This window comes from Mycolicibacter virginiensis (assembly GCF_022374935.2).
Taxonomy (GTDB): Bacteria; Actinomycetota; Actinomycetes; order Mycobacteriales; family Mycobacteriaceae; genus Mycobacterium; species Mycobacterium virginiense.
The window spans coordinates 3,368,034-3,391,348 of the sequence record NZ_CP092430.2; the positions used below are offsets into that span (position 1 = coordinate 3,368,034).

Genomic DNA, 23,315 nt, shown 5'->3' on the forward strand with positions numbered 1-23,315 from the left:
CTGGTCTAGACGATTTAGTCTAGCCCACGTACCCCGGCATACAGGGAGGACACGAGTGAGCTACGAAAACCTGACCGTCCGCCGCGACGGGCATGTACTGATCATCGGCCTCAACCGGCCCGACAAGCGCAACGCATTCAACGCCGCAATGCTGCGCGAGCTGGCCTGCGCCTACGGGGAATTCGAGGCCGACGCCAGCCTGCGCGCCGCCGTGCTCTACGGCGAGGGGCCGATGTTCACCGCCGGCCTGGACCTGGCCAGTGTCGCCGGCGACATCGCCAACAACGTCTCGCAAGTTCCCGACGGCGGCATCAACCCGTGGCAGGTCGACGGCCGGCAACTGTCCAAACCGGTCGTCACCGCCGTGCACGGCAAGGTGCTGACACTGGGAATCGAGCTGATGCTGGCCGGCGACATCGCCGTCGCCGCCGAGTCGGCCACCTTCGCGCAACTGGAAATCGCCCGTGGCATATACCCCTTCGGCGGGGCCACCATCCGATTCCCCCGGGCGGCCGGCTGGGGTAACGCCATGCGGTGGATCCTGACTGCCGACACCTTCGATGCCCGCGAGGCCCATCGCATCGGCATCGTGCAGGAGGTAGTAGCCGACGGCGAGCAGTTGGCCCGCGCCGTCGAGATCGCCCACACCATCGCCCGGCAGGCGCCGCTGGGCGTGCAGGCCACCCTGCGCAGCGCCCGGCAGGCGGTGCGCGACGGGGACGCCGCGGCCGAGGCCGCCCTGGTCCCAGGCGTGCAGAAGCTGTTCGCCAGTGAGGACGCCGCCATCGGGGTGCAGGCATTCCTGACCCGCGGCACCGCGGAGTTCGTCGGCCGCTGAGTTCACGGGGGCTCTTGCCCGGGACCAAAACAAAAAGTAACGTTACTTTTAGTTCTGGCCCGATATCCGCATGACCTCCCCGGGAGTCGCCGATGGAATCCTTCGTCCACCTGCGCAAAGGCACCACGCCCCATCGCCTGCACGCCGACCTCGACGGCCTCAAGGACGACGAGCTGGGCCGTGGCGGCTTCACCGGCCGCACCGCCAACATGTACCGGCGCAATGACCCGACCGCCTACCGCGCCGAAGGGCCGCTGCGGCCCGTCGATGTGCTGGCCGCACTCCTGCAACCGACCGATGCCTCCGACGCCGGCGGTGACCCACTGTTGCTGTTCAGCAACGCCGAATGCCGCATCCGGCTGTCCCGGCGCTCGGCCGCAATGCCGTTTCACATCCGCTACGTCGACGGCGACCTGCTCTGCTTCGTGCACGCCGGGTCGGGGCGACTGGAGACCGAATTCGGCCCGCTGGACTACCGCGAGGGCGACTGGCTGTATCTGCCCAAGGCGACCACCTGGCGACAGCTACCCGCGGCCGAAACGACGCTGCTGATGATCGAGGCCACCGACGAGTTCCGGGTTCCACCGCCCGGTCCGCTGGGTCGGCACTTCCCGTTCGACCCTTCCCTGATCGTCATCCCGGAACCAGTACCCATCGACGACGATAGGCGCGACAGCTACGAGGTCCGGCTGATCCATGACGGCGGGCCGACAACGCTGCACTACCAACACAATCCGATCGACGTCGAGGGCTGGCGCGGCGACAACTTCGCGTTCTCGTTCAACATCGCCGACTACAACGTGGTGACGTCCGACAGCGTGCACCTACCCCCGACGGTGCACTTGTTCATGCAGGCCACCGGGGTGTACGTGATGAACTTCCTACCCAAGCCCGCCGAAGGGGTGGCGGGCACCGAACGCACACCGTGGTACCACCGCAACGTCGACTACGACGAGATCGCGTTCTTCCACGGCGGTTCGCTTTACGGGATTCCGATGCCGCCCGGCCTGATCAGCCACGCCCCGCAAGGCGTGCATCACGGCGCACCCGAGAAGGCCCGCGAGCGGGCGCGCCGCAAGTTCGACGACTACCAGCGGGTGGACTGGCAGGTCATCGCCATCGACACCCGACGCCGCCTCATCCCCTCCCCCGAAGTTCTCGCCGCCGACCTAGGACAGCACGCATGAGCGCCAAGCACGATTACGACCGAATCCCCTACCTGATTGCCTACCAGAACAATTCGGGCGTACGGGACGTCTACGGCGGGGTCGCCGAACTGGTGGTGCTGGAGAGCTACCTGCTGCGGCCCAAGGACACGCCGAGCGACACCGTGCTGGTGTTCATGCACCCGATCGGCGGCGGTGCCTACCTTCCGATGGTCAATGCCCTGGCGCGCGCCGGGCACCACGTCATCTACTGCAACAGTCGATTCCGCGGCACCGACTCGGCGCTGCTGATGGAGAAGGTGGTCGAAGACCTCGGCCAGTGCATCTCCGACGCCAAGAATCGGCTCGGCTACGCCAAGGTGGTGCTGGCCGGATGGAGCGGTGGAGGCTCGCTGTCGCTGTTCTACCAACAGCAGGCACAGCACCCGACGGTCACCGCCAGCCCGTCCGGTGACGGACCCGACCTGACCAAGCTGAACCTGATCCCCGCCGACGGCGTGATGCTGCTGGCCGCACACATCAGCCGCCACGGCACGCTCACTGAATGGCTGGACGCCTCGATTCTCGACGAGTCCGACCCAACCAAGCGCGACCCGGAACTGGATCTCTACAACCCGGACAACCCCAACCAACCGCCCTACAGCGCGGAGTTCCTGGACCGCTACCGGGCCGCCCAGATCGACCGCAATCGCCGGATCACCAGCTGGGTCAAGGCGAAACTCGCCGAGTTCACGGAGGCCGGGCTACCCGATCAGGAGTTCGGATTCGTCGTGCACGGCACCATGGCCGACCCGCGCTGGCTGGATCCCACGGTCGACCCCAACGACCGCGCCCCCGGCAGCTGCTACCTGGGCGAGCCCGCGGTGGTGAACATGAGCCCGGTCGGGTTGGCACGGTTCTGCACGCTGCGCAGCTGGCTGTCGCAGTGGAGCTACGACGACGCCCACGGCGACGGGGTGGACTGCGGCCGCGATATCGCAGTGCCCACCCTGGTGATCGGCAACATGGCCGACGACGCCTGCACGCCCAGCCACACCCGCCGACTCTTCGAGGCGATCGGCACCAGCGACAAGGCGATGCACGAAATCCCCGGCGCCAACCACTATTACGCCGGCGCGGATCAGCGTGACGCGCTGCGACAGGCCGTAACGATCGTCAGTGATTGGCTGACCCAGCATGATTTCGTAGGCTCGTCGGCATGACGCCAACTCCCGCGGGTGCGCTCGACGGAATCCGGGTTCTGGAGCTCGGCACGCTGATCTCCGGGCCGTTCGCCGGGCGACTGCTCGGCGACATGGGCGCCGAGGTCATCAAGATCGAACTGCCCGGCAAACCCGACCCGCTGCGCACCTGGGGACAGGCCGAACTCGACGGGCACCACTTCTTCTGGACCGTGCACGCCCGCAACAAAAAGGCCGTCACCCTCGACCTGCGGACCGAACGCGGCCGCGAGCTGTTCCTTGAGCTCGTCGACAAGTCCGACATCGTCGTGGAGAACTTCCGCCCCGGCACACTGGAGCGCTGGGGTCTGGGCTTTGACACCCTGCGTCAGCGCAATCGGGGAATCATCCTGGTGCGGGTGTCCGGCTACGGACAGACCGGACCGGACGCCCACAAGGCCGGCTACGCCTCGGTCGCCGAGGCAGCCAGCGGGCTGCGGCACATGAACGGCTTTCCCGGCGGACCGCCGCCACGGCTGGCCCTCTCCCTTGGCGACAGCCTCGCGGGCATGTTCGCCGCCCAAGGTGCCCTAGCCGCCCTCTACCGTCGCACGGTCACCGGTGAGGGCCAGGTGGTCGATGTCGCCCTCACCGAATCCTGTTTGGCCATCCAGGAATCCACCATCCCCGACTACGACGTCGGCGGCGTGGTGCGCGGACCGTCAGGCACCCGGCTGGAAGGCATCGCCCCGTCGAACATCTACCAGTCGGCCGACGGCAGCTGGGTGGTGATCGCCGCCAACCAGGACACTGTGTTCGCCCGGCTCTGCCAGGCCATGGGACGGCCCGAGCTGATATCCGATCCACGGTTCGCCGACCACGGTGCACGCGGCCGCAATCAGGATGAATTGGACGCGATCATCGGCGACTGGGCTGCGCAACGGGCGCCCGATGCCATCATCGCGACGCTCAGCGATGCCGGGGTGATCTCCGGGCCCATCAACACCGTCGCCGAGGTCGTCAAAGACCCGCAGCTGTGGGCGCGCGGCATGCTCGCCGAGCACTGGGACGAAGGCGCCGAGCGCACCGTGCTGGGACCCGGTGTCATGCCCGTGCTCTCGGAGAGCCCGGGCACCATCCGCAACGCCGGTTCGGCGCGGCCCGGCCAGCACAACGACGAGGTCTACGCCGGCCTGCTCGGCAAGTCCAGCGCACAGATCGACGCCCTACGCACCGAGGGGGTGCTGTGAGCACACTGCCCAGACAGGTCGCGATCCGTGAGGTCGCGCTGCGCGACGGACTGCAGATCGAAGCGCCGATCCCGTTAAGCGCCAAGCTCGAACTGCTGGCCGCGATCGCCGCCACCGGCGTGCGCGAGGTCGAGGTGACCTCCTTCGTCTCCCCGACCAAAGTCCCGGCCCTCGCCGATGCGGCAGAGCTGGCCGCCGAGCTGTGGCGCTACCCCGAACTGGAGTTCTCCGCCCTGGTCGCCAGCCCCGGTGGCGCAGTCCGGGCGGTAGCCGCCGGCCTGAAGTCCCTCGAGTACGTGGTGTGCGCCTCGGATGCCTTCAGCACCGCCAATGTCGGGCGTCCCACGGCCCAGGCCGTCGCGGCGATCGCCGACATCGCCGGTATCGCCCATGACGCCGGCGCCTCGGTCGAGGTCATCATCGCCACCGCCTGGGACTGTCCATTCGAAGGCCCAACCGAGCCCGGCCGCGTCACCGACATCGTCGCCTCGGCAAGCGCTTTCGGCATCGACCGGCTGGCCATCGCCGACACCATCGGCACCGCCACTCCCCGGCGCGTCACCGATCTGATCGCAGCGGTGCAGCCGATCATCGGCGACATCCCGCTGGGAGCGCACTTCCACAACACCCGCGGCTCGGGGCTGGCCTGCGCCTACGCGGCGGTTCAGGCGGGAATCACCCGGCTCGACGCCTCGGCCGGCGGCCTGGGCGGCTGCCCGTTCGCCCCTGGCGCCACCGGCAATATCGCCACCGAGGACCTGGTCTACCTGCTCGGTGACAGCGGCATCGACACCGGTATCGATCTGGATGCCGCGATCGCCGCGGCCGGCGTGGCCAGCACGGTGGTCGGCCACGGGCTGCCCAGCGCCCTGCTGGCCGCCGGAGACCGGAAGCGGGTCTGAGCGCCTCGATGTCCACCCAGCGTGAGCTCAGTTCGAAGGGACGCCTGACGCGCGGTGCGATCGAGCAGGCCGCCCGAGAACTGTTTGCCGAACGCGGATTCCACGGCACCACACTGGCCGACATCACGTCTGCCGCCGGAAAGTCCACGGCGGTGCTCTACCGGTACTTCCGCGACAAGGAAGATCTGCTGGCCGCGCTGGCCGAGTCGTTTCTCACCCAGGTGGTCGAGCCGTCCGGATTCAAGATGCGACTGCCGGAGTCCCCGGAGGACACTGAGTTCTTCTCGTCGGTGGTCAGCGCCTACTGGTCCATGTTCAAGCCGAACATCGGCGTCATGATCGCGGTCGCGCAGCTGGCAGCGACCAGCGAGCGATTCGCCGCACTGCAGAACGAGTTCCGCCGGTTCGGTATGGAGATCGTCGCCGCCTCGGTGCGGCGCGCACAGCAGCAGGGCTACGGCGTCGAACTCGACCCCGACCACATCGCGGCCGCCATCGCGCTGCTGTTCGAGAATTTCACCGTCGTGTTCGTCGGCCCGTCGGGGCCGGGATGGCGGATCAGTGACAGCGACGCCATCGAGACGCTGTCGACGATCTGGAGAAAGACCCTGTACGGCCGTTGACCGCTGACAACTGAAGGAATCGCCATGGATTTCACACTGCCCCAACATCTTCCCGGTGTGCTCGCCGAGATGGACGACTTCATCGAGCGCGAGATCGCACCGCTGCAGGCCGAGCACATGCAGTATTTCGACCACCGGCGCGAGTTCGCCCGCACCGACGTGGAACGTGGCGGCGTCCCGCGACGCGAGTGGGAAGAGCTGCTCGATGAGATGCGCCGGCGCGCGGATGCGGCCGGCTGGCTGCGGTACGGGTTGCCGGCCTCCCTGGGCGGCCGAGACGGAACCAACGTCGACATGGCGGTGATCCGGGAACACCTGGCCCACAAGGGCCTCGGCCTGCACAACGACCTGCAGGACGAGTCGTCGATCGTCGGGAACTTCCCGCAGGTGATCATGATGGAGCGGTTCGGCACCGACGAGCAGCGCCGCGAATTCTCCCAAGCCATGATCACCGGCGAGCGGTCGATGGCCTTCGGCTTGACCGAACCCGAGCACGGTTCGGACGCGACCTGGCTGGAAACCCGCGCCGAACTCGACGGTGACACGTGGGTGATCAACGGCGCCAAGCGGTTCAACACCGGAGTGCATCGAGCCACCCACGACCTGGTGTTCGCCCGCACCTCCGGCGACGCGGGCTCGGCGCGCGGCATCACCGCGTTCCTGGTGCCCACCGACACTCCGGGATTCACCATCCCGTTCTACTGGTGGACCTTCAACATGCCCACCGACCACGGCGAGGTCGAACTCCGCAATGTACGGGTGCCCGCCGAAGCGGTGCTCGGCGAAGTCGACGGCGGGTTGGACGTGGCCCAGACCTTCCTGCACGAAAACCGGATCCGCCAAGCCGCCTCCAGCCTGGGCGCCGCGCAGTACTGCATCGACCGCGCCGCCGAATACGCCCGGCAACGCATCGTGTTCGGCAAGCCGCTGTCGGTCAACCAGGCGGTGCAGTGGCCGTTGGCCGAATTGCAGACCGAGGCCCAGATGGTGCGACTGCTGGTGAACTACGCGGCCTGGCACCTGGACCGCGACCACCACCTGGAGGTCTCCGACAAGGTGTCGATGGCCAACTACCGCGCCAACCGGCTGGTGTGCGAAGCCGCCGACCGCGCCATTCAGATCCACGGCGGAATCGGCTACACCCGCCACGAGCAGTTCGAGCACATCTATCGACACCACCGCCGCTACCGAATCACCGAAGGCGCCGAGGAGATCCAGATCCGCCGGGTCGCGCAGCGACTGTTCGGATTCGACCGCCGGCGATGACCGCCGACCAGCTCGCCGACCGGCTGGCCGATGTGCTGAGGCCGGTGTTGGGCCCCGTCACGGTCGAGGGCCTGCGCGCCCTGACCGGCGGTGCCAGCCGGATCACCTGGGCTTTCGATGTGCTTGCTGACAACCAGGAACGCCGGGCACTGATTCTGCGCACCGGGCCGCTCGAGGAGCTCTACGCCAGCATGGAACTCGAAGCGCAGGCGCAGCGCGCCGCAGGCCAGGCCGGTGCGCCGGTGCCGAATGTGCTGGTCGCCGATAATTCTCCTGCAGCACTGGGGAATCCGTACCTCATCTGCGACCTGATCGGCGGCGAGACGGTGGTTCGCCGTATCGAGCGCCAGCTCGATGACGCCGGACGCGAACAACTGCTGCTCCAGTGCGCGCAGGCGCTCGGTGCGATCCACCGGGCCGACCCGGGGGGCGTCGCGCTGAGCGCCGAAGACCAGCTGTCCGCGTGCCGCGCTCAGCTCGATGCCATGCCCGATACCACCGCTGCCTTCGAGTGGGCGTTTCGGCGGCTGGCCGCCGATCGTCCACCGCCGGTGCCAACACAGCTGGTCCACGGCGATTTCCGGATGGGCAACCTGATGGTCTCCAGCGACGGTGACCTGGCCGCCGTGCTGGACTGGGAGCTGGTGCACCTCGGCGACGGTTGTGAGGACTTGGCCTGGTTCTGCCTGCGAGCCTGGCGGTTCGGTGCACCGCTGGAGCGCGCCGCCGGTGGCCTGGGCGATATCGACGCCTTTCTGGCCGCCTATGCGCAGGCCAGCGGGCACCGCGTCGAGCCGGAAAGGTTCGACTGGTGGCTACTGTTGGGCACACTGCGATGGGGCATCATCTGCCGCTACCAGGCACAGCGTCACCTCAGCGGACAAACCCGTTCGGTGGAACTGGCGACCATCGGTCGGCGGGTCTCCGAATCCGAATGGGACGTGCTGCGCCTGCTCGATGGAGTCCGGCCATGAGCACCGGGCGCCGCCCCACCGCGGCCGAACTCGTCGCCGCGGTCACCGAATTCCTCGACACTTCGCTGGTCAATCCCGACGAACACGGCGCCACCGACAGCCAGGTCAGGTTTCACGCGCGGGTGGCGGCCAACGCACTGCGTATCGTCGAACGGGAGTTACGCGACACCAGCGGTGGTGTCGTGTCCGAGGCCCTGGCCGGGCTGGGATTCGCCGACGAGGCAGAGCTGGCCGCCGCCATCCGGGCCGGTGACCTCGACAACCGGCCCGAGGCGCTGACCGCGTGCCTGTACACGCTGGTGGAGCATCGACTGGCGATCGACCATCCGGGATACGCCCAATAGCCCCTAGAGTTACTGCGCGACAATCACTTCGACGGTGCTGCTCCAAACCCGGTGTATCGGAAGGACCTGCGCAGTAGCATCTGGACCGTGTCCGACACCAATGCCGCGCTGCGAATCCTTGTCTACAGTGACGACGCCGCGACCCGTGCACGGGTTACGACCGCGTTGGGCAAGCAGCTGCACCCGGACCTACCGCAGCTGACTTATGTCGAGGTAGCAACAGAGCCGGTGGTGATCCGGCAGATGGATGCCGGTGGCGTCGACCTGGCCATCCTGGACGGCGAGGCCGCCCCGGCCGGCGGGATGGGCATCTGCAAACAGCTCAAAGACGAGATCACGCCGTGCCCGCCGATCGTGGTGCTCACCGGCCGCGCCGACGACGTCTGGCTGGCCAAGTGGTCGCATGCCGACGCCGCGGTAGCCCACCCGATTGACCCGATGGAATTGAGCCGGGCGGTGCTGGGTCTGCTCCGCACGCCGACACCGGGCTAACCCGGCGCCTAGCTTCGGCTCTCCTCCGTCGAGCCTCGCTGAACCGCTCAGTCCATACGGCGCCCCCAGCTTCGGCTCTCCTCCGCCGAGCCTCGCTGAACCGCTCAGTCCATACGGCGCCCCCAGCTTCGGCTCTCCTCCGTCGAGCCTCGCTGAACCGCCGAGGTTAGGGCAGCCTCAGGGGCGAATTCGCCTGTCGCCGTTACCGCTACAGGTGATGCCCGTCACAGTTGTCGGCAATTTCGGATTCTTCCCAACCGCCTCGTGGCAGCGGACTAGGCTGTGCCTGAAGTCACATCGGCGCCCGGAAGGGAACTACGTCACTGAGCATGAACCTCTACCTGCCGATCCTGGTCCTCGCCGCGCTCGCCGCCGGTTTCGCCGTATTTTCCGTGGTCGCCACCGCTCTGGTGGGACCTTCGCGCTACAACCGGTCGAAGCTAGAAGCTTACGAGTGCGGCATCGAACCCACAGACCAGCCGGTCAGCGGGCCGCACGCCCCGTCCGGGCAGCGCTTCCCGGTGAAGTACTACCTGACCGCGATGCTGTTCATCGTCTTCGACATCGAGATCGTTTTTCTCTACCCCTGGGCAGTTGCCTTCGACGGGCTCGGAATGTTCGCCCTCATCGAAATGGTGCTGTTCGCCGTCATCGTGTTCGTCGCCTACGCCTACGTCTGGCGGCGCGGCGGTCTGAATTGGGATTGAGTGGGAGTAGGCGGGCTTAGACATGGGATTAGAAGAGCAACTGCCGAGCGGACTCCTGCTGTCCACCGTGGAAGACCTGGCCGGGTACTTCCGCACCGGGTCGCTGTGGCCGGCAACCTTCGGCCTGGCCTGTTGCGCGATCGAGATGATGTCGACGATGGCGCCCGACTACGACCTGTCCCGGTTCGGGATGGAGGTTTTCCGGGCCTCACCCCGCCAGGCCGACCTGATGATCGTGGCGGGCCGGGTCAGCCAGAAGATGGCACCGGTGCTGCGCCAGATCTACGACCAGATGGTGGAGCCCAAATGGGTGCTGTCGATGGGCGTCTGCGCGTCGTCGGGCGGAATGTTCAACAACTACGCGATCGTGCAAGGCGTGGACCATGTCGTCCCGGTCGATATCTACCTGCCCGGGTGTCCGCCCCGCCCGGAGATGCTGATGTACGCAATCCTCAAGCTGCACGAGAAGATTCGCTCGATGCCGCTGGGCGCCAACCGGGAACAGGTGATCACCGCGACCGAGGAGGCCGCCTTGTCGGCCCCGTCTACCTGGCAGATGAGGGGGTTGTTGCGGTGAGCGAGACAGGCGGTGGGGACCGCAACGGACCCGAAGACGTAATCAAGGTCCGCCGCGGCCTGTTCGGTGCGACCGGCACCGGCGACACGTCCGGATACGGGCGCCTCGTGACCGAGGCCGCGCTCCCCGGCGCGACCCCACGGCCCTACGGCGGATACTTCGACGAACTTGTCGACACCCTGACCGCCGCGCTGCAGCGCAACGGGATCGAATTCGCCGACGCCATCGAGAAAGTCGTGGTGTACCGCGACGAGCTGACCCTCTACGTCCCTCGCGCGCAGCTACCGGCGGTGGCCCAGCTGCTACGGGACGAGCCGGCACTGCGCTTCGAACTGAGCCTCGGGGTCTCCGGTGTGCACTACCCCGGCGACACCGACCGCGAGTTGCACGCGGTATATCCGCTGCGATCGATCACCCACAACCGCCGCGTCCGCCTGGAAGTCGCTGCCCCCGATGCGGATCCGCACATTCCGTCGCTCTTTGCCATCTACCCCACCACCGACTGGCATGAGCGGGAGACCTACGACTTCTTCGGGATCATCTTCGACGGCCACCCCTCGCTGACCCGGATCGAGATGCCCGACGACTGGCACGGTCACCCGCAGCGCAAGGACTACCCATTGGGCGGCATCCCGGTCGAGTACAAGGGCGCACAGATACCGCCGCCGGACCAGCGGAGGGCCTACAAGTAATGAGCACCGACACACCGCACACCGTCCTCAACGTCGGTGGGCAGGAATGGGATCAGGTAGTCGAGGCCGCCAAGGCCGCCGACCCCGGCGAACGCATCGTCGTCAACATGGGCCCCCAGCACCCGTCGACGCACGGCGTGCTGCGGTTGATCTTGGAACTCGAGGGCGAGACGGTGACCGAAGCCCGTTGCGGCATCGGTTATCTGCACACCGGCATCGAAAAAAACCTGGAAAGCCGCTACTGGACCCAGGGCGTCACGTTCGTGACCCGGATGGACTACCTGTCGCCGTTCTACAACGAGACCGCCTACTGCCTCGGTGTGGAGAAGCTACTGGACATCACCGATGACATCCCCGAGCGCGCCAGCGTCATCCGGGTTCTGATGATGGAGCTCAACCGGGTGTCCTCACACCTGGTCGCACTCGCGACCGGTGGCATGGAGCTCGGTGCGCTCTCGGTGATGCTGTTCGGTTTCCGCGAACGCGAGCTGGTGCTCGACATCTTCGAGGCGATCACCGGTCTGCGAATGAACCACCAGTACGTTCGGCCCGGCGGGGTATCGGTGGACCTGCCCGATGACGCGATTCCGATGATTCGCGACTTCCTCAAGCTGATGCCCAAGCGGCTCAAGGACATCGAGGACCTGCTGACCGAGAACTACATCTGGAAGGCCCGCACCAAGGGCGTGGGCTACCTGGACCTGACCGGGTGCATGGCGCTGGGCATCACCGGCCCGGTGCTGCGCTCGACCGGCCTGCCCTATGACGTGCGACGTGCCGAACCCTACTGCGGCTACCAGGACTACGAGTTCGACGTGATCACCGATGACGGCTGTGATGCCTACGGCCGCTACCTGATCCGCATCGCAGAGATCAAGGAGTCCCTGAAAATCGTCGAACAGTGTGTAGAAAGGCTGGCCAAGCTGCAGGGAGCGCCGGTGATGGTCTCCGACCGCAAGATCGCCTGGCCGGCCGACCTGACCATCGGCCCGGACGGGCAGGGTAACTCTCGCGAGCACATCGGCTGGATCATGGGCCACTCGATGGAAGGCCTGATCCACCACTTCAAACGAGTCACCGAGGATCTGTGGGTGCCGCCGGGACAGGTGTTCGTCTCGGTCGAGTCGCCCCGCGGCGAACTGGGGGTGCACATGGTCTCCGACGGCGGTACCCGCCCCTACCGGGTGCACTACCGGGATCCGTCGTTCACCAACCTGCAGGCGGTGGCCGCCATGAGCGAGGGCGGGCTGATCGCCGACGTGATCGCCGCGGTCGCCAGCATCGACCCGGTCATGGGCGGGGTGGACCGATGAGCGCGCCGGGCGGCGAGATCGACAAGGTCGGCGTCAACAAGACCGGGCGTGGCCGGTTGATGCCGCCGACCGCCGGGACCGACGGCAACCGAGTCTTCCTGCAGCTGGGCCGGCAGCCCGAAGAACCCAATCAGTTCAACCACCCCGGCGCGCCGACCACCTACTCCCCCGATGTGCGAGCCCAGCTGGAGGCCGACGCCAAGGAGATCATCGGCCGTTACCCCCAGCCCCGCTCGGCGATCTTGCCGCTGCTGCATCTGGTGCAGTCGCAGGACACCTACGTCACCCCGGCCGGCCTGTCATTCGTCGCGGAGCTGCTCGGTCTGACCAGCGCCGACGTCGCCGGGGTCGCGTCGTTCTATTCGATGTACCGGCGTGATCCCACCGGCAAGTACCTGGTCGGCGTCTGCACCAACACACTGTGCGCGGTGATGGGCGGCGACGCCATCTATGAGGGCCTCAAGGAGCACCTGGGCGTCGGTAACGATCAGACCACTGCGGACGGGTCGGTCACCTTGCAGCACATCGAGTGCAACGCCGCCTGCGATTACGCGCCGGTGATGATGGTCAACTGGGAGTTCTTCGATAACCAGACCCCAGAATCGGCACGCGAGCTGGTCGACAAGTTACGTGACGACGCCGACGTGCGGCCCACCCGCGGGATGCCGCTGTGCAGTTTCGCCGCCACCGAACGGATTCTCGCCGGCTTCCCCGACGAACGCTCCGACGACGGCCAAGGCGGTGCCGGCGCGGCGACACTGGCCGGCCTGCAGGTGGCCCGCGAGCGCGGAATGACGGCACCGGAGCCCGGTAGCAAGACCAGTGGGGGCGAGAAATGACCCTTACCAAAGGAACACCGCCCGAGGGCACACCGCTGACCCCGGTGCTCAGCAGCTACTGGGACGAGCCCGAGTCCTGGACGCTGGAGACCTACCGCCGCCACGACGGCTACGTCGGTATGAAGCGCGCGCTGGCGATGACGCCCGACGAGGTCATCGAACTGGTCAAGGACTCCGGGTTGCGCGGCCGAGGCGGCGCCGGATTCTCCACCGGCACCAAGTGGTCCTTTGTCCCCCAGGGCGATGAAGGTGCCGCGGCGAAGCCCCACTATCTACTGGTCAATGCCGACGAGTCCGAGCCCGGCACCTGCAAGGACATGCCGCTGCTGTTGGCGACACCGCATGTCCTGATCGAGGGCATGATCGTGTGCTGCTACGCGATCCGCGCCCGCCATGCCTTCATCTACATCCGCGGCGAAGTGCTGCCGGTGGTGCGCCGGCTGCAGGCCGCGGTCGCCGAGGCGTATGCGGCGGGGCTGCTGGGCACCGACATCGGCGGCAGCGGCTTCGACCTGGACATCACCGTGCATGCCGGAGCAGGCGCCTACATCTGCGGCGAGGAGACCGCGCTGATCGAGTCGCTGGAGGGCTATCGGGGCCAGCCGCGCCTGCGCCCGCCGTTCCCCGCGGTGGCCGGGTTGTACGCGTCGCCGACGGTGGTCAACAACGTCGAATCGATCGCCAGTGTGCCGTCGATCCTGCGCAACGGCCCGGAGTGGTTCCGGTCCATGGGCACCGAGAAGTCTCGCGGCTTCACCCTGTATTCGTTGTCCGGGCACGTCAACCGGCCCGGACAGTACGAGGCGCCGCTGGGCATCACGCTGCGCGAACTGCTCGGCTACGCCGGCGGGATACGCGACGGACACCGGTTGAAGTTCTGGACGCCGGGCGGATCGTCGACCCCAATCCTGACCGAGGAGCACCTCGACATCCCGTTGGACTACGAGGGCATGGCATCGGTTGGATCGATGCTGGGCACCAAGGCATTACAGATCTTCGACGAGACCACCTGCGTGGTGCGCGCCGCCGGGCGCTGGTCGGAGTTCTACAAGCATGAGTCCTGCGGGAAATGCACGCCGTGTCGTGAGGGGACCTACTGGCTGGTGCCGATCTACGAACGGCTGGAGTCCGGCCGCGGCACTCCCGAAGACCTCGACACCCTGCTGGACATTGCCGATGTCCTGTTCGGAAAGTCGTTCTGTGCCTTGGGTGATGGCGCGGCGATGCCGGTGAAGTCGTCGATCCAGTACTTCCGTGACGAATACATCGCCCACCTCGAGGGGGGCTGCCCGTTCGACCCGAAAGCGAGCATGTTCGTGCCAGGTGGAGCAGCAGGCGGTGTGGCGTGACTCAAACTTCTCAGCCGGAGGGCCAGGAGTCAGTAACCCTCACCATCGACGACCAACAGGTCACGGTCCCCAAGGGCACCTTGATCATTCGGGCCGCCGAGCAGTTGGGCATCGAGGTCCCGCGGTTTTGTGATCACCCGCTGCTGGACCCGGTGGCCTGGTGCCGGCAGTGCATGGTCGAGGTGGAGGGCCAGCGCAAGCCACAGCCGTCGTGCGCGGTGGCCGCCACCGACGGCATGGTGGTGCGCACTCAGCACACCTCCGCCGAGGCTGATCGGGCCCAGCACCTGGTGATGGAGCTGCTGCTGATCAACCACCCGCTGGACTGCCCGACCTGCGACAAGGGCGGTGAGTGCCCACTGCAGAACCAGGCGATGTCGCACGGCCGCACCGAGACTCGCTTCGAAGAGACCAAACGCCACTACCCCAAGCCGATCAACATCTCCTCGCAAGTGCTGCTGGACCGTGACCGCTGCATCCTGTGTGCACGCTGCACCCGGTTCGCCAACGAGATCGCCGGGGACAAACTCATCGAGATGATGGATCGCGGCGCCCTGCAGCAGGTCGGCATCTACACCGACACGCCGTTCGACTCCTACTTCTCGGGCAACACCGTGCAGATCTGCCCGGTGGGCGCTCTTACCGGTGCCTCCTACCGGTTCCGGGCCCGTCCCTTCGACCTGGTGTCCACGCCCACCGTCTGCGAGCATTGCGCCGGCGGCTGCGCCGAACGCACCGACCACCGTCGCGGCAAGGTGATGCGGCGGATGGCCGGCGAAGACCCGGACGTCAACGAGGAATGGAACTGCGACAAGGGCCGCTGGGCGTTCACCTACGCCACCCAAGGCGACCGGATCACCACACCGCTGGTCCGCGACGACGCCGGGAACCTGGTCCCCACCTCCTGGCCGCACGCGGCGGCGGTCGCGGCGCGCGGCCTGGCCGCCGCGCGTGGGAGCACCGGCGTGCTGGTCGGCGGCCGGGTATCGGCCGAGGACGCCTACGGCTACGCCAAGTTCGCCCGGGTGGCGCTGCACAGCGACGATATCGACTTCCGGGCGCGCGCCCAGTCCGCCGAAGAGGCCGAGTTCCTGGCCGCCCGAGTGGCAGGCCACGGGATCGAAATCAGCTACGCCGACCTGCAGGCCGCGCCGGCGGTGCTGCTGGCCGGCCTGGAGCCCGAAGAAGAGGCGCCGATGGTTTTCCTGCGGCTGCGCAAGGCCGCGCGCAAGAACGCCACCAAGGTGTTCAGTCTGGCGCCGTTCGCCGATCGCGGGCTGACCAAGATGTTCGGCACACTGCTGGCAGTCGTTCCCGGCGGCGAGGCGGCGGCGCTGGACGGTCTGCACACCGGAGACGTCGGACAATCGCTGCGCCAACCCGGCGCGGTGGTGCTGGTCGGCGAGCGGCTGGCGGCCTCACCGGGAGCCCTGTCGGCGGCGATCCGGCTGGCCGAAGCCACCGGAGCCAAGCTGGGCTGGGTGCCCCGCCGTGCCGGAGAACGCGGCGCACTGGACGCCGGTGCGCTGGCCGGCCTGCTCCCCGGCGGACGCCCCCTGGCTGATCCGGCGGCACGCGCCGAGGTCGCGCAAGCCTGGGGTCTCGACGGCCCCGACGATCTGCCGTCGCAGGCCGGGCGCGGCACCGACGCCATCCTGGCCGCCGCGGCCGACGGAACGTTGGGAGCTCTGGTGGTCGGCGGCGTGGAGCCGACCGATTTGGCCGGTCCGGCAGCGGCACTGGCCGCCCTGGACGAGGTCGGATTCCTGGTCAGCCTCGAGTTGCGGCACAGCGATGTCACCGAACGCGCCGATGTGGTGCTGCCGGTCGCTGCCGCGGCCGAGAAGTCCGGCACCTATGTCAACTGGGAGGGCCGCCACCGGCGGTTCGGTGTCGCGCTCGGCGACACCGGCGCGCTGCCCGACCGGCGGGTGCTCGACGTGATCGCCGAAGAGATGGGCGTCGCGCTGGGGCTGGCGACGCTGGAAGCGGCTCGCGACGAACTGGCGAGGCTGGGTGCCTGGTCCGGCGACCGCGTCGCCGCCCCCGACGTCGCAGCGGGCTCACCTCCGCAGCCCGGCAGCGGCGCAGCCGTGCTGGCTAGCTGGCGCATGCTGCTGGACGAGGGTCGCATGCAGGACGGTGAACCGAACCTGGCCGGCACCGCCCGCACGCCGGTGGCGCGCCTGTCGCCGTCGACTGCCGCCGATATCGGCGTGGCGGAAGGAGAGCCGGTCACGGTCACCACCGAACACGGCAGTATCACCTTGCCGCTGGTCATCACCGAGATGCCGGACAACGTGGTGTGGCTGCCGATGAATTCGCGCGCCTCGGCAGTGCACCGGGATCTGGGGGTCACCCCCGGCGCGACGGTACAGATTGGACGCAGACCATGACCGATCCCTGGTGGTTGATGCTGGCCAAGGCGCTGGGCGTCTTCGTGTTTCTGATCCTGACGGTGGTCCTGGCGATCGTCATCGAACGAAAAGTCGTGGGCCGCATGCAGATGCGCCCCGGCCCCAACCGGGTCGGACCCAAAGGTTGGCTGCAGAGCCTGGCCGATGCGATCAAACTGGCCCTCAAGGAGGACATCACCCCCTTCAACGTCGACCGGGCGATTTATGCGTTGGCGCCAATCATCTCGACGGTGCCAGCGATCACCGCGTTCGCCGTGATCCCGCTCGGGCCGGAGGTCAGCATTTTCGGTCACCGGACCGCTTTGCAGCTGGCGGACCTGCCGATCGCGGTGTTGTTCGTTCTGGCGATGTCCTCGATCGGGGTCTACGGGATCGTCTTGGCCGGCTGGTCGTCCGGGTCCGCCTATCCCCTGATCGGCGGAATCCGCTCCACCGCCCAGGTGATCTCCTACGAGGTCGCCATGGGTCTGGCGTTCGCGTCGGTGTTCCTCTACGCGGGGACGATGGCAACGTCGGGCATCGTGGCAGCCCAGGACCGGGTATGGTTCGCGTTCCTGCTGATGCCCTCGTTCATGGTGTATCTGACCGCGATGGTCGGTGAGACCAACCGGGCCCCGTTCGACCTGCCCGAGGCCGAAGGCGAGCTGGTCGGCGGTTTCCACACCGAGTACTCGTCACTGAAGTTCGCACTGTTCTTCCTCGCCGAATACATCAACATGACAACGGTTTCGGCCGTCGCCGTCACGTTGTTCCTCGGCGGCTGGCAGGCTCCGTTCCCGTTCAATATGTGGCCGGCCGCCAACACCGGCTGGTGGCCGCTGCTGTGGTTCACCGTCAAACTGTGGGGCTTCATCTTCGTCTACATCTGGCTGCGAGGCACCCTGCCCCGGCTGCGCTACGACCAGTTCATGGCGCTGGGCTGGAAGATCCTGATCCCGGTGGCGCTGGCCTGGGTGATGCTCGCCGCGGTGCTACGCAGCCTGCGCAACGACGGCTACGAGCACTGGCAGCTGGCCCTGGCCGGCATGAGCACGCTGACCACCGTGGTGCTGCTCCTGGCGCTGCATCGAAAATTCAGCGCGTTGAACAGCCGCCTCGACCAATCCGCGCCGGCGGCTCCCCCACAACAGCTCGTGACATCCGAAGGCTCATTCCCGACACCACCGCTGCCGCAACGCAGTTCATCGCGGATCAAGGAGGACGTCAATGGCTAGTCTGCGAGACGCCTTGGCCGGGTTCGGCGTCACCTGGAAGACGATGTTCAAACGGCCGATCAACGACGGCTACCCCGAACGCAAGAAGCCGACGGCACCGCGCTACCACGGCCGCCACCAACTCAACCGGCATCCGGACGGGCTGGAGAAGTGCATCGGCTGCGAGTTGTGTGCGTGGGCCTGCCCGGCCGACGCGATCTACGTGGAGGCCGCCGACAACACCGACGAGGAGCGCTTCTCCCCCGGTGAGCGCTACGGCCGCGTCTACCAGATCAACTACCTGCGCTGCATCGGGTGTGGCCTGTGCATCGAGGCCTGCCCCACCCGCGCGCTGACCATGACCAACGAGTACGAAATGGCCGCCGACAACCGGGCCGAACTGATCTGGGAACGCGACCAGCTGCTCGCGCCGCTACAACCCGGCATGGTCGCGCCGCCGCACGCGATGCCGCACGGCGCCACCGAAAAGGATTACTACTTGGGCCGAGTCAGCCCGGCCGGGCTCGATGCCGAGCCAGACCTGTTCGTGATGCTCGACCGAGTCAAGCAGGGCAAAGCCTGATGGGCACCACGCTGCTCGCCGCCGACATCGTCATCCGCACCTCGACCGGGGAAGCGGTGGCGTTCTGGGTCCTGGGCGCCATCGCCGTCATCGGCGCCATCGGCGTCGTCACCGCCGCCAAGGCGGTGTACTCGGCACTGTTCCTGGCGATGACGATGCTGATCCTGGCGGTGTTCTACTTCGTCCAGGACGCCATGTTCCTCGGCGTAGTGCAGATCGTCGTCTACACCGGCGCGGTGATGATGCTGTTCCTGTTCGTGATGATGCTGATCGGTGTCGACTCCGCAGAGTCCCTGGTGGAGACCCTGCGCGGTCAGCGGATCGCTGCCACGTTCGCCGGGATCGGTTTCGGGATGCTGCTGATCGCCGGAATCGGTAGCGCCACAATGCACCTGCGCAGCATCGGCACTCCCGCGGCGACCGGCACCGGCTCGGCGGACCTGAGCCAGCACAACGTTGAGGGTCTGGCGGCGCTGATATTCACCCGATACTTGTGGGCGTTCGAGCTCACCAGCGCGCTGCTGATCACCGCGGTGCTCGCCGCCATGGTGCTGACGCACCGTGAGCGGCTGCAGCCGCGAATGACGCAGCGGGAGCTGTCCATCCAGCGCTTCCAGACCGGCCGGCGGGCCACCCCGCTGCCCACCCCCGGCGTCTACGCCCGCCACAACGCCGTCGACATCGCCGCACGCCTACCCGACGGCACCTACTCCGAGCTATCGGTGTCAGACACCTTGACGCACCGCTGGGTCGGTGCCACCGGCAACGCCGAACATGCGCCCAACGGGGAGGAGTCGGACCAGTGAATCCGGAGAACTACCTGTACCTGTCGGCGATGCTGTTCACCATCGGCGCCACCGGAGTGCTGTTGCGGCGCAACGCACTGGTGATGTTCATGTGCGTCGAGCTGATGCTCAACGCCGCCAACCTGGCGTTCGTCACCTTCGCGCGGCTGCACTCCCAGCTCGACGGCCAGATGGTGGCCTTCTTCACCATGGTCGTCGCCGCCTGCGAGGTGGTGATCGGCCTGGCCATCATCATGACGATCTTCCGGGCCCGGCGATCCGCCTCGGTCGACGACGCGAATCTACTGCGTGGCTAGGAGTTGGGGAGCTCTATGACGAATCTGAGCCAGCTGAGCTGGCTGCTGGTGGCCCTACCGACGGCCGGTGCACTGATCCTGTTACTCGGCGGGCGCCGCACCGATCGGTGGGGACACCTGCTGGCCTGCGCCACGGTGCTCGGCTCGTTCGGGATCGGGCTGGCCCTGCTGGCCGACATGCTCGGCCGCGCCGGCGAGGACCGGGCGATCCACACGCACCTGTTCAGCTGGGTGCCAGTCGGTGCCCTGCACGTCGATTTCGGGATTCTGATCGACCAGCTGTCGATCTGCTTCGTCCTGCTGATCAGTGGTGTCGGCGCGCTGATCCACATCTACTCGACCGGCTACATGAAGCACGACCCCGACCGGCGACGCTTTTTCGCCTACCTGAACCTGTTCGTCGCGGCGATGCTGTTGTTGGTCGTCGCCGACAACTACCTGGGCCTTTACGTCGGCTGGGAAGGCGTCGGCCTGGCGTCCTATCTGCTGATCGGCTTCTGGTATGCCAAGCCGGTGGCGGCCGCGGCCGGCAAGAAGGCGTTCGTGTCCAACCGGGTCGGTGACATCGGGCTGTCGCTGGCCATGTTCGTGATGTTCGCCGGATTCGGCACGCTGTCCTATGACGGCTTGTTCGGCGCGGTTGGCGACGCCGGCCCCAGCGGTCTGACCACCGCGATCGGTCTGCTGCTGTTGGTGGGCGCCTGCGCCAAGTCCGCGCAGGTTCCGTTGCAGGCCTGGTTGTTCGACGCCATGGAAGGCCCCACCCCGGTGTCGGCACTGATCCACGCCGCGACCATGGTGACCGCCGGCGTCTATCTGATCGTGCGGTCCGGCCCGGTGTTCGACCTGTCCCCCGACGCCCGGCTGGCGGTGGTCGTGGTCGGTGCCCTCACGCTGCTGTTCGGCGCGATCATCGGCTGCGCCAACGACGACATCAAGCGGGCACTGGCCGCCTCCACGGTGAGCCAGATCGGCTACATGGTGCTGGCCGCGGGCCTGGGCCCGGCCGGCTACGCGGTGGCGATCATGCACCTGCTCACCCACGGCTTCTTCAAGGCCGGGCTGTTCCTGGGCTCCGGGTCGGTGATGCACGGGATGAACGACGAACAGGACATGCGCCGCTACGGCGCCCTGCGCAGCTTCATGCCGGTGACGTTCGCGACGTTCGGGCTGTGTTATCTCGCGATCATCGGGGTGCCGCCGTTCGCCGGCTACTGGTCCAAGGACGCCATCATCGAGGCCGCGCTGGCCTCCGGCGGCACGCGCGGCTGGGTGCTGGGGGCCGTCACCATCCTCGGCGCCGGCATCACCGCCTTCTACATGACCCGGGTGATGCTGATGACGTTCGGCGGCGAGCGCCGCTGGGCCGCCGACGAGAGCGAGGTGAGCGCAGAGCGCGCGCTGCAACACCCGCACGAATCCCCACGGGTGATGACCTGGCCGATGATCGTGCTGGCTCTGGGCGCCGTGTTCGCCGGCGCCGCGCTGGCTATCGGCGGGCGCCTGGAGCACTGGCTGGAGCCGGTCGTCACCCGAGTAGCGCCGGTTGCCGAGCATGCGCACGCCATCCCGGCCTGGATCACCGGGGCGATCACCCTGGGAGTTGTCATGCTCGGTATTGCGGTGGCCTACAACATGTACGGCCGCAAGCCGATACCGATCACCGCGCCCACCGACGTGTCGGCGCTGACGGTGGCGGCCCGCAAGTATCTCTACGGCGATGCCTTCAACGAGGAGGTGCTCATGCGTCCGGGTAACCGACTGGCACAAGGCCTGGTCGCCGTCGACGACCGGGTGGTGGACGGCTCGGTCAACATGACGGCCGGGCTGGTGGCGATCGCGTCATACCTGGTGCGGCGCCTGCAGACCGGGTTCGTGCGTTCCTACGCGCTGACGATGCTGGCCGGCACGGTCCTGGTCATCGCACTCGTGATGGCGGTGCAGCTGTGAACACCAACAACGTGCCCTGGCTGAGCCTGCTGTGGCTCCTACCGCTGGTCGGTGCCGGGTTGGTCATCGTGCTGCCCGCCCGCGCGGCAGGACTGGCGAAGTGGACCGGCCTGCTGGTGAGCCTCGCGACGCTGGCAATCGCGATCGTGGTCACCGTCGGCTTCGACACCACTCCGGTGGCCGCCCCTTACCAGTTCGTCGAATCGCACTCCTGGATACCGGCATTCGGGGCGAGCTACACGCTCGGGGTGGACGGCATCGCGGTGATCCTGGCGTTGTTGACCGCCGGGCTGGTGCCGTTGCTGATGCTGGCCGGTTGGAACGACGGGGACTCTGCCATCGGCGGACTGCGTAGCCGCGGCCCACACGCGTTCGCGGCGCTGACACTGACCGTCGAGGCGATGGTACTGATCTCGCTGGTCTCGCTGGATGTGCTGCTGTTCTACGTGTTCTTCGAAGCGATGCTCATCCCGATGTACTTCATGATCGGCGGATTCGGACACGGCGCCAAGCGTTCCCAAGCGGCCCTGAAGTTCCTGCTGTACAACCTGTTCGGCGGTCTGATCATGCTGGCCGCGGTGATCGGCGTGTACGTGGTGAGCTCCGGCGAAAGCGCCTCCGGCGGCACTTTCGATTTCCGCGAATTGGTCTCGATCTTCTCCCCGGCGACCACCACGGTGGATCCGGGCGTGCTCAAACTGTTGTTCGCCGGCTTCATGTTCGCCTTCGCGGTCAAGGCCCCGCTGTGGCCGCTGCACCGGTGGCTGCCCGACGCGGCGGTCGAGTCCACCCCGGCGACCGCGGTGCTGATGATGGCGGTGATGGACAAGGTGGGGACGTTCGGGATGCTGCGGTACTGCCTGCAGCTGTTCCCTGACGCGTCAACGTATTTCCGTCCGGCCATCATCGTGCTGGCGGTCATCGGCGTGGTCTACGGCGCCATGGTGGCGATCGGCCAACGCGATATGATGCGGTTGATCGCCTACACCTCGATCTCGCACTTCGGGTTCATCATTCTGGGCATCTTCGTGATGACCACCCAGGGGCAGAGCGGCTCGACGCTGTACATGCTCAACCACGGGCTGTCCACGGCGGCGCTGTTCCTGATCGCCGGGTTCCTGGTGGCCCGGCGCGACGGCGCCCGGGCGATTTCGGACTACGGCGGCGTGCAGAAGGTGGCGCCGGTGATGGCCGGCACGTTCATGGTCGCCGCGATGGCCACCCTGTCGCTGCCCGGTCTGGCACCGTTCATCAGTGAGTTCCTGGTCTTGGTAGGCACGTTCAACCGGTATTGGGTGGCGGCGGCGGTCGGTTCCACGGCGCTGGTGCTGTCGTCGATCTACATGTTGTGGCTGTATCAGCGGGTGATGACCGGCCCGGTAACGCAGGGCAATGAACGCATCCGCGATCTGGTGCCGCGGGAGTTGCTGGTCGTCACACCGTTGATCGCGCTGCTGCTGTTCCTCGGCTTCTACCCCAAACCCGCGCTGGACATCATCAATCCGGGGGTCGAGCACACCTTGACCACGATCGGTCAGACCGATCCGGCACCGCTGACCGCTGAGGGGGCGCACTGAC

Annotated in this window: 23 protein-coding genes; all 23 read left to right on the forward strand. The window is 67.2% G+C overall.

The features are described 5' to 3' along the window. Positions 1-55: 55 nt before the first annotated feature. Positions 56-838: a crotonase/enoyl-CoA hydratase family protein gene (locus MJO54_RS16335; RefSeq protein WP_065152333.1), complete on the forward strand. Its 783-nt coding sequence runs from the start codon at positions 56-58 to the stop codon at positions 836-838. Positions 839-930: 92 nt separating this feature from the next. Continuing rightward, entirely contained in the window at positions 931-2,025 is a 1,095-nt protein-coding gene (locus tag MJO54_RS16340; protein ID WP_065152334.1) for a homogentisate 1,2-dioxygenase, read from the forward strand. After that, entirely contained in the window at positions 2,022-3,206 is a 1,185-nt protein-coding gene (locus MJO54_RS16345) for an alpha/beta hydrolase family protein (RefSeq protein WP_065152335.1), read from the forward strand. Before MJO54_RS16340 ends, MJO54_RS16345 begins: the two co-directional genes overlap by 4 nt. Further along, on the forward strand, positions 3,203-4,414 hold the full coding sequence (locus tag MJO54_RS16350) for a CaiB/BaiF CoA transferase family protein (protein WP_240175182.1): 1,212 nt from the start codon (positions 3,203-3,205) through the stop codon (positions 4,412-4,414). Before MJO54_RS16345 ends, MJO54_RS16350 begins: the two co-directional genes overlap by 4 nt. Continuing rightward, positions 4,411-5,316 (forward strand): hydroxymethylglutaryl-CoA lyase, encoded by a 906-nt coding sequence (locus MJO54_RS16355; protein ID WP_064888073.1) that lies wholly within the window; start codon positions 4,411-4,413, stop codon positions 5,314-5,316. Before MJO54_RS16350 ends, MJO54_RS16355 begins: the two co-directional genes overlap by 4 nt. Positions 5,317-5,324: 8 nt before the next feature. Further along, positions 5,325-5,939: a TetR/AcrR family transcriptional regulator gene (locus MJO54_RS16360; RefSeq protein ID WP_174549736.1), complete on the forward strand. Its 615-nt coding sequence runs from the start codon at positions 5,325-5,327 to the stop codon at positions 5,937-5,939. A gap of 24 nt (positions 5,940-5,963) precedes the next feature. Beyond that, positions 5,964-7,205, forward strand: a complete 1,242-nt coding sequence (locus tag MJO54_RS16365; RefSeq protein WP_065152336.1) for an acyl-CoA dehydrogenase family protein — start codon at positions 5,964-5,966, stop codon at positions 7,203-7,205. Beyond that, positions 7,202-8,179 (forward strand): phosphotransferase family protein, encoded by a 978-nt coding sequence (locus MJO54_RS16370; protein ID WP_046284549.1) that lies wholly within the window; start codon positions 7,202-7,204, stop codon positions 8,177-8,179. The genes MJO54_RS16365 and MJO54_RS16370 overlap by 4 nt, the downstream gene beginning before the upstream one ends. Next, positions 8,176-8,523: a DUF6285 domain-containing protein gene (locus tag MJO54_RS16375; RefSeq protein WP_046284548.1), complete on the forward strand. Its 348-nt coding sequence runs from the start codon at positions 8,176-8,178 to the stop codon at positions 8,521-8,523. The genes MJO54_RS16370 and MJO54_RS16375 overlap by 4 nt, the downstream gene beginning before the upstream one ends. A gap of 87 nt (positions 8,524-8,610) precedes the next feature. Then, positions 8,611-9,015, forward strand: a complete 405-nt coding sequence (locus MJO54_RS16380; RefSeq protein WP_064888129.1) for an Rv3143 family two-component system response regulator — start codon at positions 8,611-8,613, stop codon at positions 9,013-9,015. A 329-nt stretch (positions 9,016-9,344) separates the two neighbouring features. After that, the gene (locus MJO54_RS16385) at positions 9,345-9,722 is read left to right on the forward strand and encodes an NADH-quinone oxidoreductase subunit A (protein WP_024442467.1); all 378 of its coding nucleotides are present in this window, start codon (positions 9,345-9,347) and stop codon (positions 9,720-9,722) included. A gap of 22 nt (positions 9,723-9,744) precedes the next feature. Beyond that, positions 9,745-10,299 carry a NuoB/complex I 20 kDa subunit family protein gene (locus MJO54_RS16390; RefSeq protein ID WP_024442466.1) on the forward strand — a complete coding sequence of 185 codons (555 nt, stop codon included), beginning with the start codon at positions 9,745-9,747 and terminating at the stop codon, positions 10,297-10,299. After that, positions 10,296-10,991, forward strand: a complete 696-nt coding sequence (locus MJO54_RS16395; protein WP_064888082.1) for an NADH-quinone oxidoreductase subunit C — start codon at positions 10,296-10,298, stop codon at positions 10,989-10,991. The genes MJO54_RS16390 and MJO54_RS16395 overlap by 4 nt, the downstream gene beginning before the upstream one ends. Continuing rightward, the gene (locus MJO54_RS16400) at positions 10,991-12,304 is read left to right on the forward strand and encodes an NADH-quinone oxidoreductase subunit D (RefSeq protein WP_046284300.1); all 1,314 of its coding nucleotides are present in this window, start codon (positions 10,991-10,993) and stop codon (positions 12,302-12,304) included. The genes MJO54_RS16395 and MJO54_RS16400 overlap by 1 nt, the downstream gene beginning before the upstream one ends. A gap of 59 nt (positions 12,305-12,363) precedes the next feature. After that, a complete protein-coding gene (nuoE, locus tag MJO54_RS16405; RefSeq protein WP_046284305.1) occupies positions 12,364-13,143 on the forward strand; it encodes an NADH-quinone oxidoreductase subunit NuoE in 780 nt (259 codons plus the stop codon). After that, positions 13,140-14,492 carry an NADH-quinone oxidoreductase subunit NuoF gene (nuoF, locus tag MJO54_RS16410; protein ID WP_065152339.1) on the forward strand — a complete coding sequence of 451 codons (1,353 nt, stop codon included), beginning with the start codon at positions 13,140-13,142 and terminating at the stop codon, positions 14,490-14,492. Before nuoE ends, nuoF begins: the two co-directional genes overlap by 4 nt. Further along, on the forward strand, positions 14,489-16,888 hold the full coding sequence (locus tag MJO54_RS16415) for an NADH-quinone oxidoreductase subunit G (protein WP_240175183.1): 2,400 nt from the start codon (positions 14,489-14,491) through the stop codon (positions 16,886-16,888). Before nuoF ends, MJO54_RS16415 begins: the two co-directional genes overlap by 4 nt. Beyond that, positions 16,885-18,123 (forward strand): NADH-quinone oxidoreductase subunit NuoH, encoded by a 1,239-nt coding sequence (gene nuoH, locus MJO54_RS16420; protein ID WP_240175184.1) that lies wholly within the window; start codon positions 16,885-16,887, stop codon positions 18,121-18,123. The genes MJO54_RS16415 and nuoH overlap by 4 nt, the downstream gene beginning before the upstream one ends. Continuing rightward, on the forward strand, positions 18,116-18,685 hold the full coding sequence (gene nuoI / locus MJO54_RS16425; RefSeq protein ID WP_046284296.1) for an NADH-quinone oxidoreductase subunit NuoI: 570 nt from the start codon (positions 18,116-18,118) through the stop codon (positions 18,683-18,685). Before nuoH ends, nuoI begins: the two co-directional genes overlap by 8 nt. Continuing rightward, complete coding sequence (locus MJO54_RS16430) at positions 18,685-19,491, forward strand: NADH-quinone oxidoreductase subunit J (RefSeq protein ID WP_046284295.1); 807 nt, start codon at positions 18,685-18,687, stop codon at positions 19,489-19,491. Before nuoI ends, MJO54_RS16430 begins: the two co-directional genes overlap by 1 nt. Further along, positions 19,488-19,787, forward strand: coding sequence for an NADH-quinone oxidoreductase subunit NuoK (gene nuoK / locus MJO54_RS16435; protein ID WP_024442457.1), 300 nt, complete (start codon positions 19,488-19,490; stop codon positions 19,785-19,787). The genes MJO54_RS16430 and nuoK overlap by 4 nt, the downstream gene beginning before the upstream one ends. Positions 19,788-19,802: 15 nt before the next feature. Further along, positions 19,803-21,737: an NADH-quinone oxidoreductase subunit L gene (gene nuoL, locus MJO54_RS16440; RefSeq protein WP_240175185.1), complete on the forward strand. Its 1,935-nt coding sequence runs from the start codon at positions 19,803-19,805 to the stop codon at positions 21,735-21,737. After that, a complete protein-coding gene (locus MJO54_RS16445) occupies positions 21,734-23,314 on the forward strand; it encodes an NADH-quinone oxidoreductase subunit M (RefSeq protein ID WP_240175186.1) in 1,581 nt (526 codons plus the stop codon). The genes nuoL and MJO54_RS16445 overlap by 4 nt, the downstream gene beginning before the upstream one ends. Position 23,315: the final 1 nt, after the last annotated feature.

Excerpts from the sequence above, each read along its gene's own strand:
- nuoH (WP_240175184.1), top strand. The coding sequence starts at position 16,885 with ATGACCGATCCCTGGTGGTTGATGCTGGCCAAGGCGCTGGGCGTCTTC.
- MJO54_RS16375 (WP_046284548.1), top strand. The coding sequence starts at position 8,176 with ATGAGCACCGGGCGCCGCCCCACCGCGGCCGAACTCGTCGCCGCGGTC.
- MJO54_RS16365 (WP_065152336.1), top strand. The coding sequence starts at position 5,964 with ATGGATTTCACACTGCCCCAACATCTTCCCGGTGTGCTCGCCGAGATG.
- MJO54_RS16390 (WP_024442466.1), top strand. The coding sequence starts at position 9,745 with ATGGGATTAGAAGAGCAACTGCCGAGCGGACTCCTGCTGTCCACCGTG.
- MJO54_RS16360 (WP_174549736.1), top strand. The coding sequence starts at position 5,325 with ATGTCCACCCAGCGTGAGCTCAGTTCGAAGGGACGCCTGACGCGCGGT.
- MJO54_RS16430 (WP_046284295.1), top strand. The coding sequence starts at position 18,685 with ATGGGCACCACGCTGCTCGCCGCCGACATCGTCATCCGCACCTCGACC.
- MJO54_RS16400 (WP_046284300.1), top strand. The coding sequence starts at position 10,991 with ATGAGCACCGACACACCGCACACCGTCCTCAACGTCGGTGGGCAGGAA.
- nuoF (WP_065152339.1), top strand. The coding sequence starts at position 13,140 with ATGACCCTTACCAAAGGAACACCGCCCGAGGGCACACCGCTGACCCCG.
- MJO54_RS16370 (WP_046284549.1), top strand. The coding sequence starts at position 7,202 with ATGACCGCCGACCAGCTCGCCGACCGGCTGGCCGATGTGCTGAGGCCG.
- nuoI (WP_046284296.1), top strand. The coding sequence starts at position 18,116 with ATGGCTAGTCTGCGAGACGCCTTGGCCGGGTTCGGCGTCACCTGGAAG.
- MJO54_RS16345 (WP_065152335.1), top strand. The coding sequence starts at position 2,022 with ATGAGCGCCAAGCACGATTACGACCGAATCCCCTACCTGATTGCCTAC.
- MJO54_RS16385 (WP_024442467.1), top strand. The coding sequence starts at position 9,345 with ATGAACCTCTACCTGCCGATCCTGGTCCTCGCCGCGCTCGCCGCCGGT.
- nuoL (WP_240175185.1), top strand. The coding sequence starts at position 19,803 with ATGACGAATCTGAGCCAGCTGAGCTGGCTGCTGGTGGCCCTACCGACG.
- nuoE (WP_046284305.1), top strand. The coding sequence starts at position 12,364 with ATGCCGCCGACCGCCGGGACCGACGGCAACCGAGTCTTCCTGCAGCTG.
- MJO54_RS16340 (WP_065152334.1), top strand. The coding sequence starts at position 931 with ATGGAATCCTTCGTCCACCTGCGCAAAGGCACCACGCCCCATCGCCTG.
- MJO54_RS16350 (WP_240175182.1), top strand. The coding sequence starts at position 3,203 with ATGACGCCAACTCCCGCGGGTGCGCTCGACGGAATCCGGGTTCTGGAG.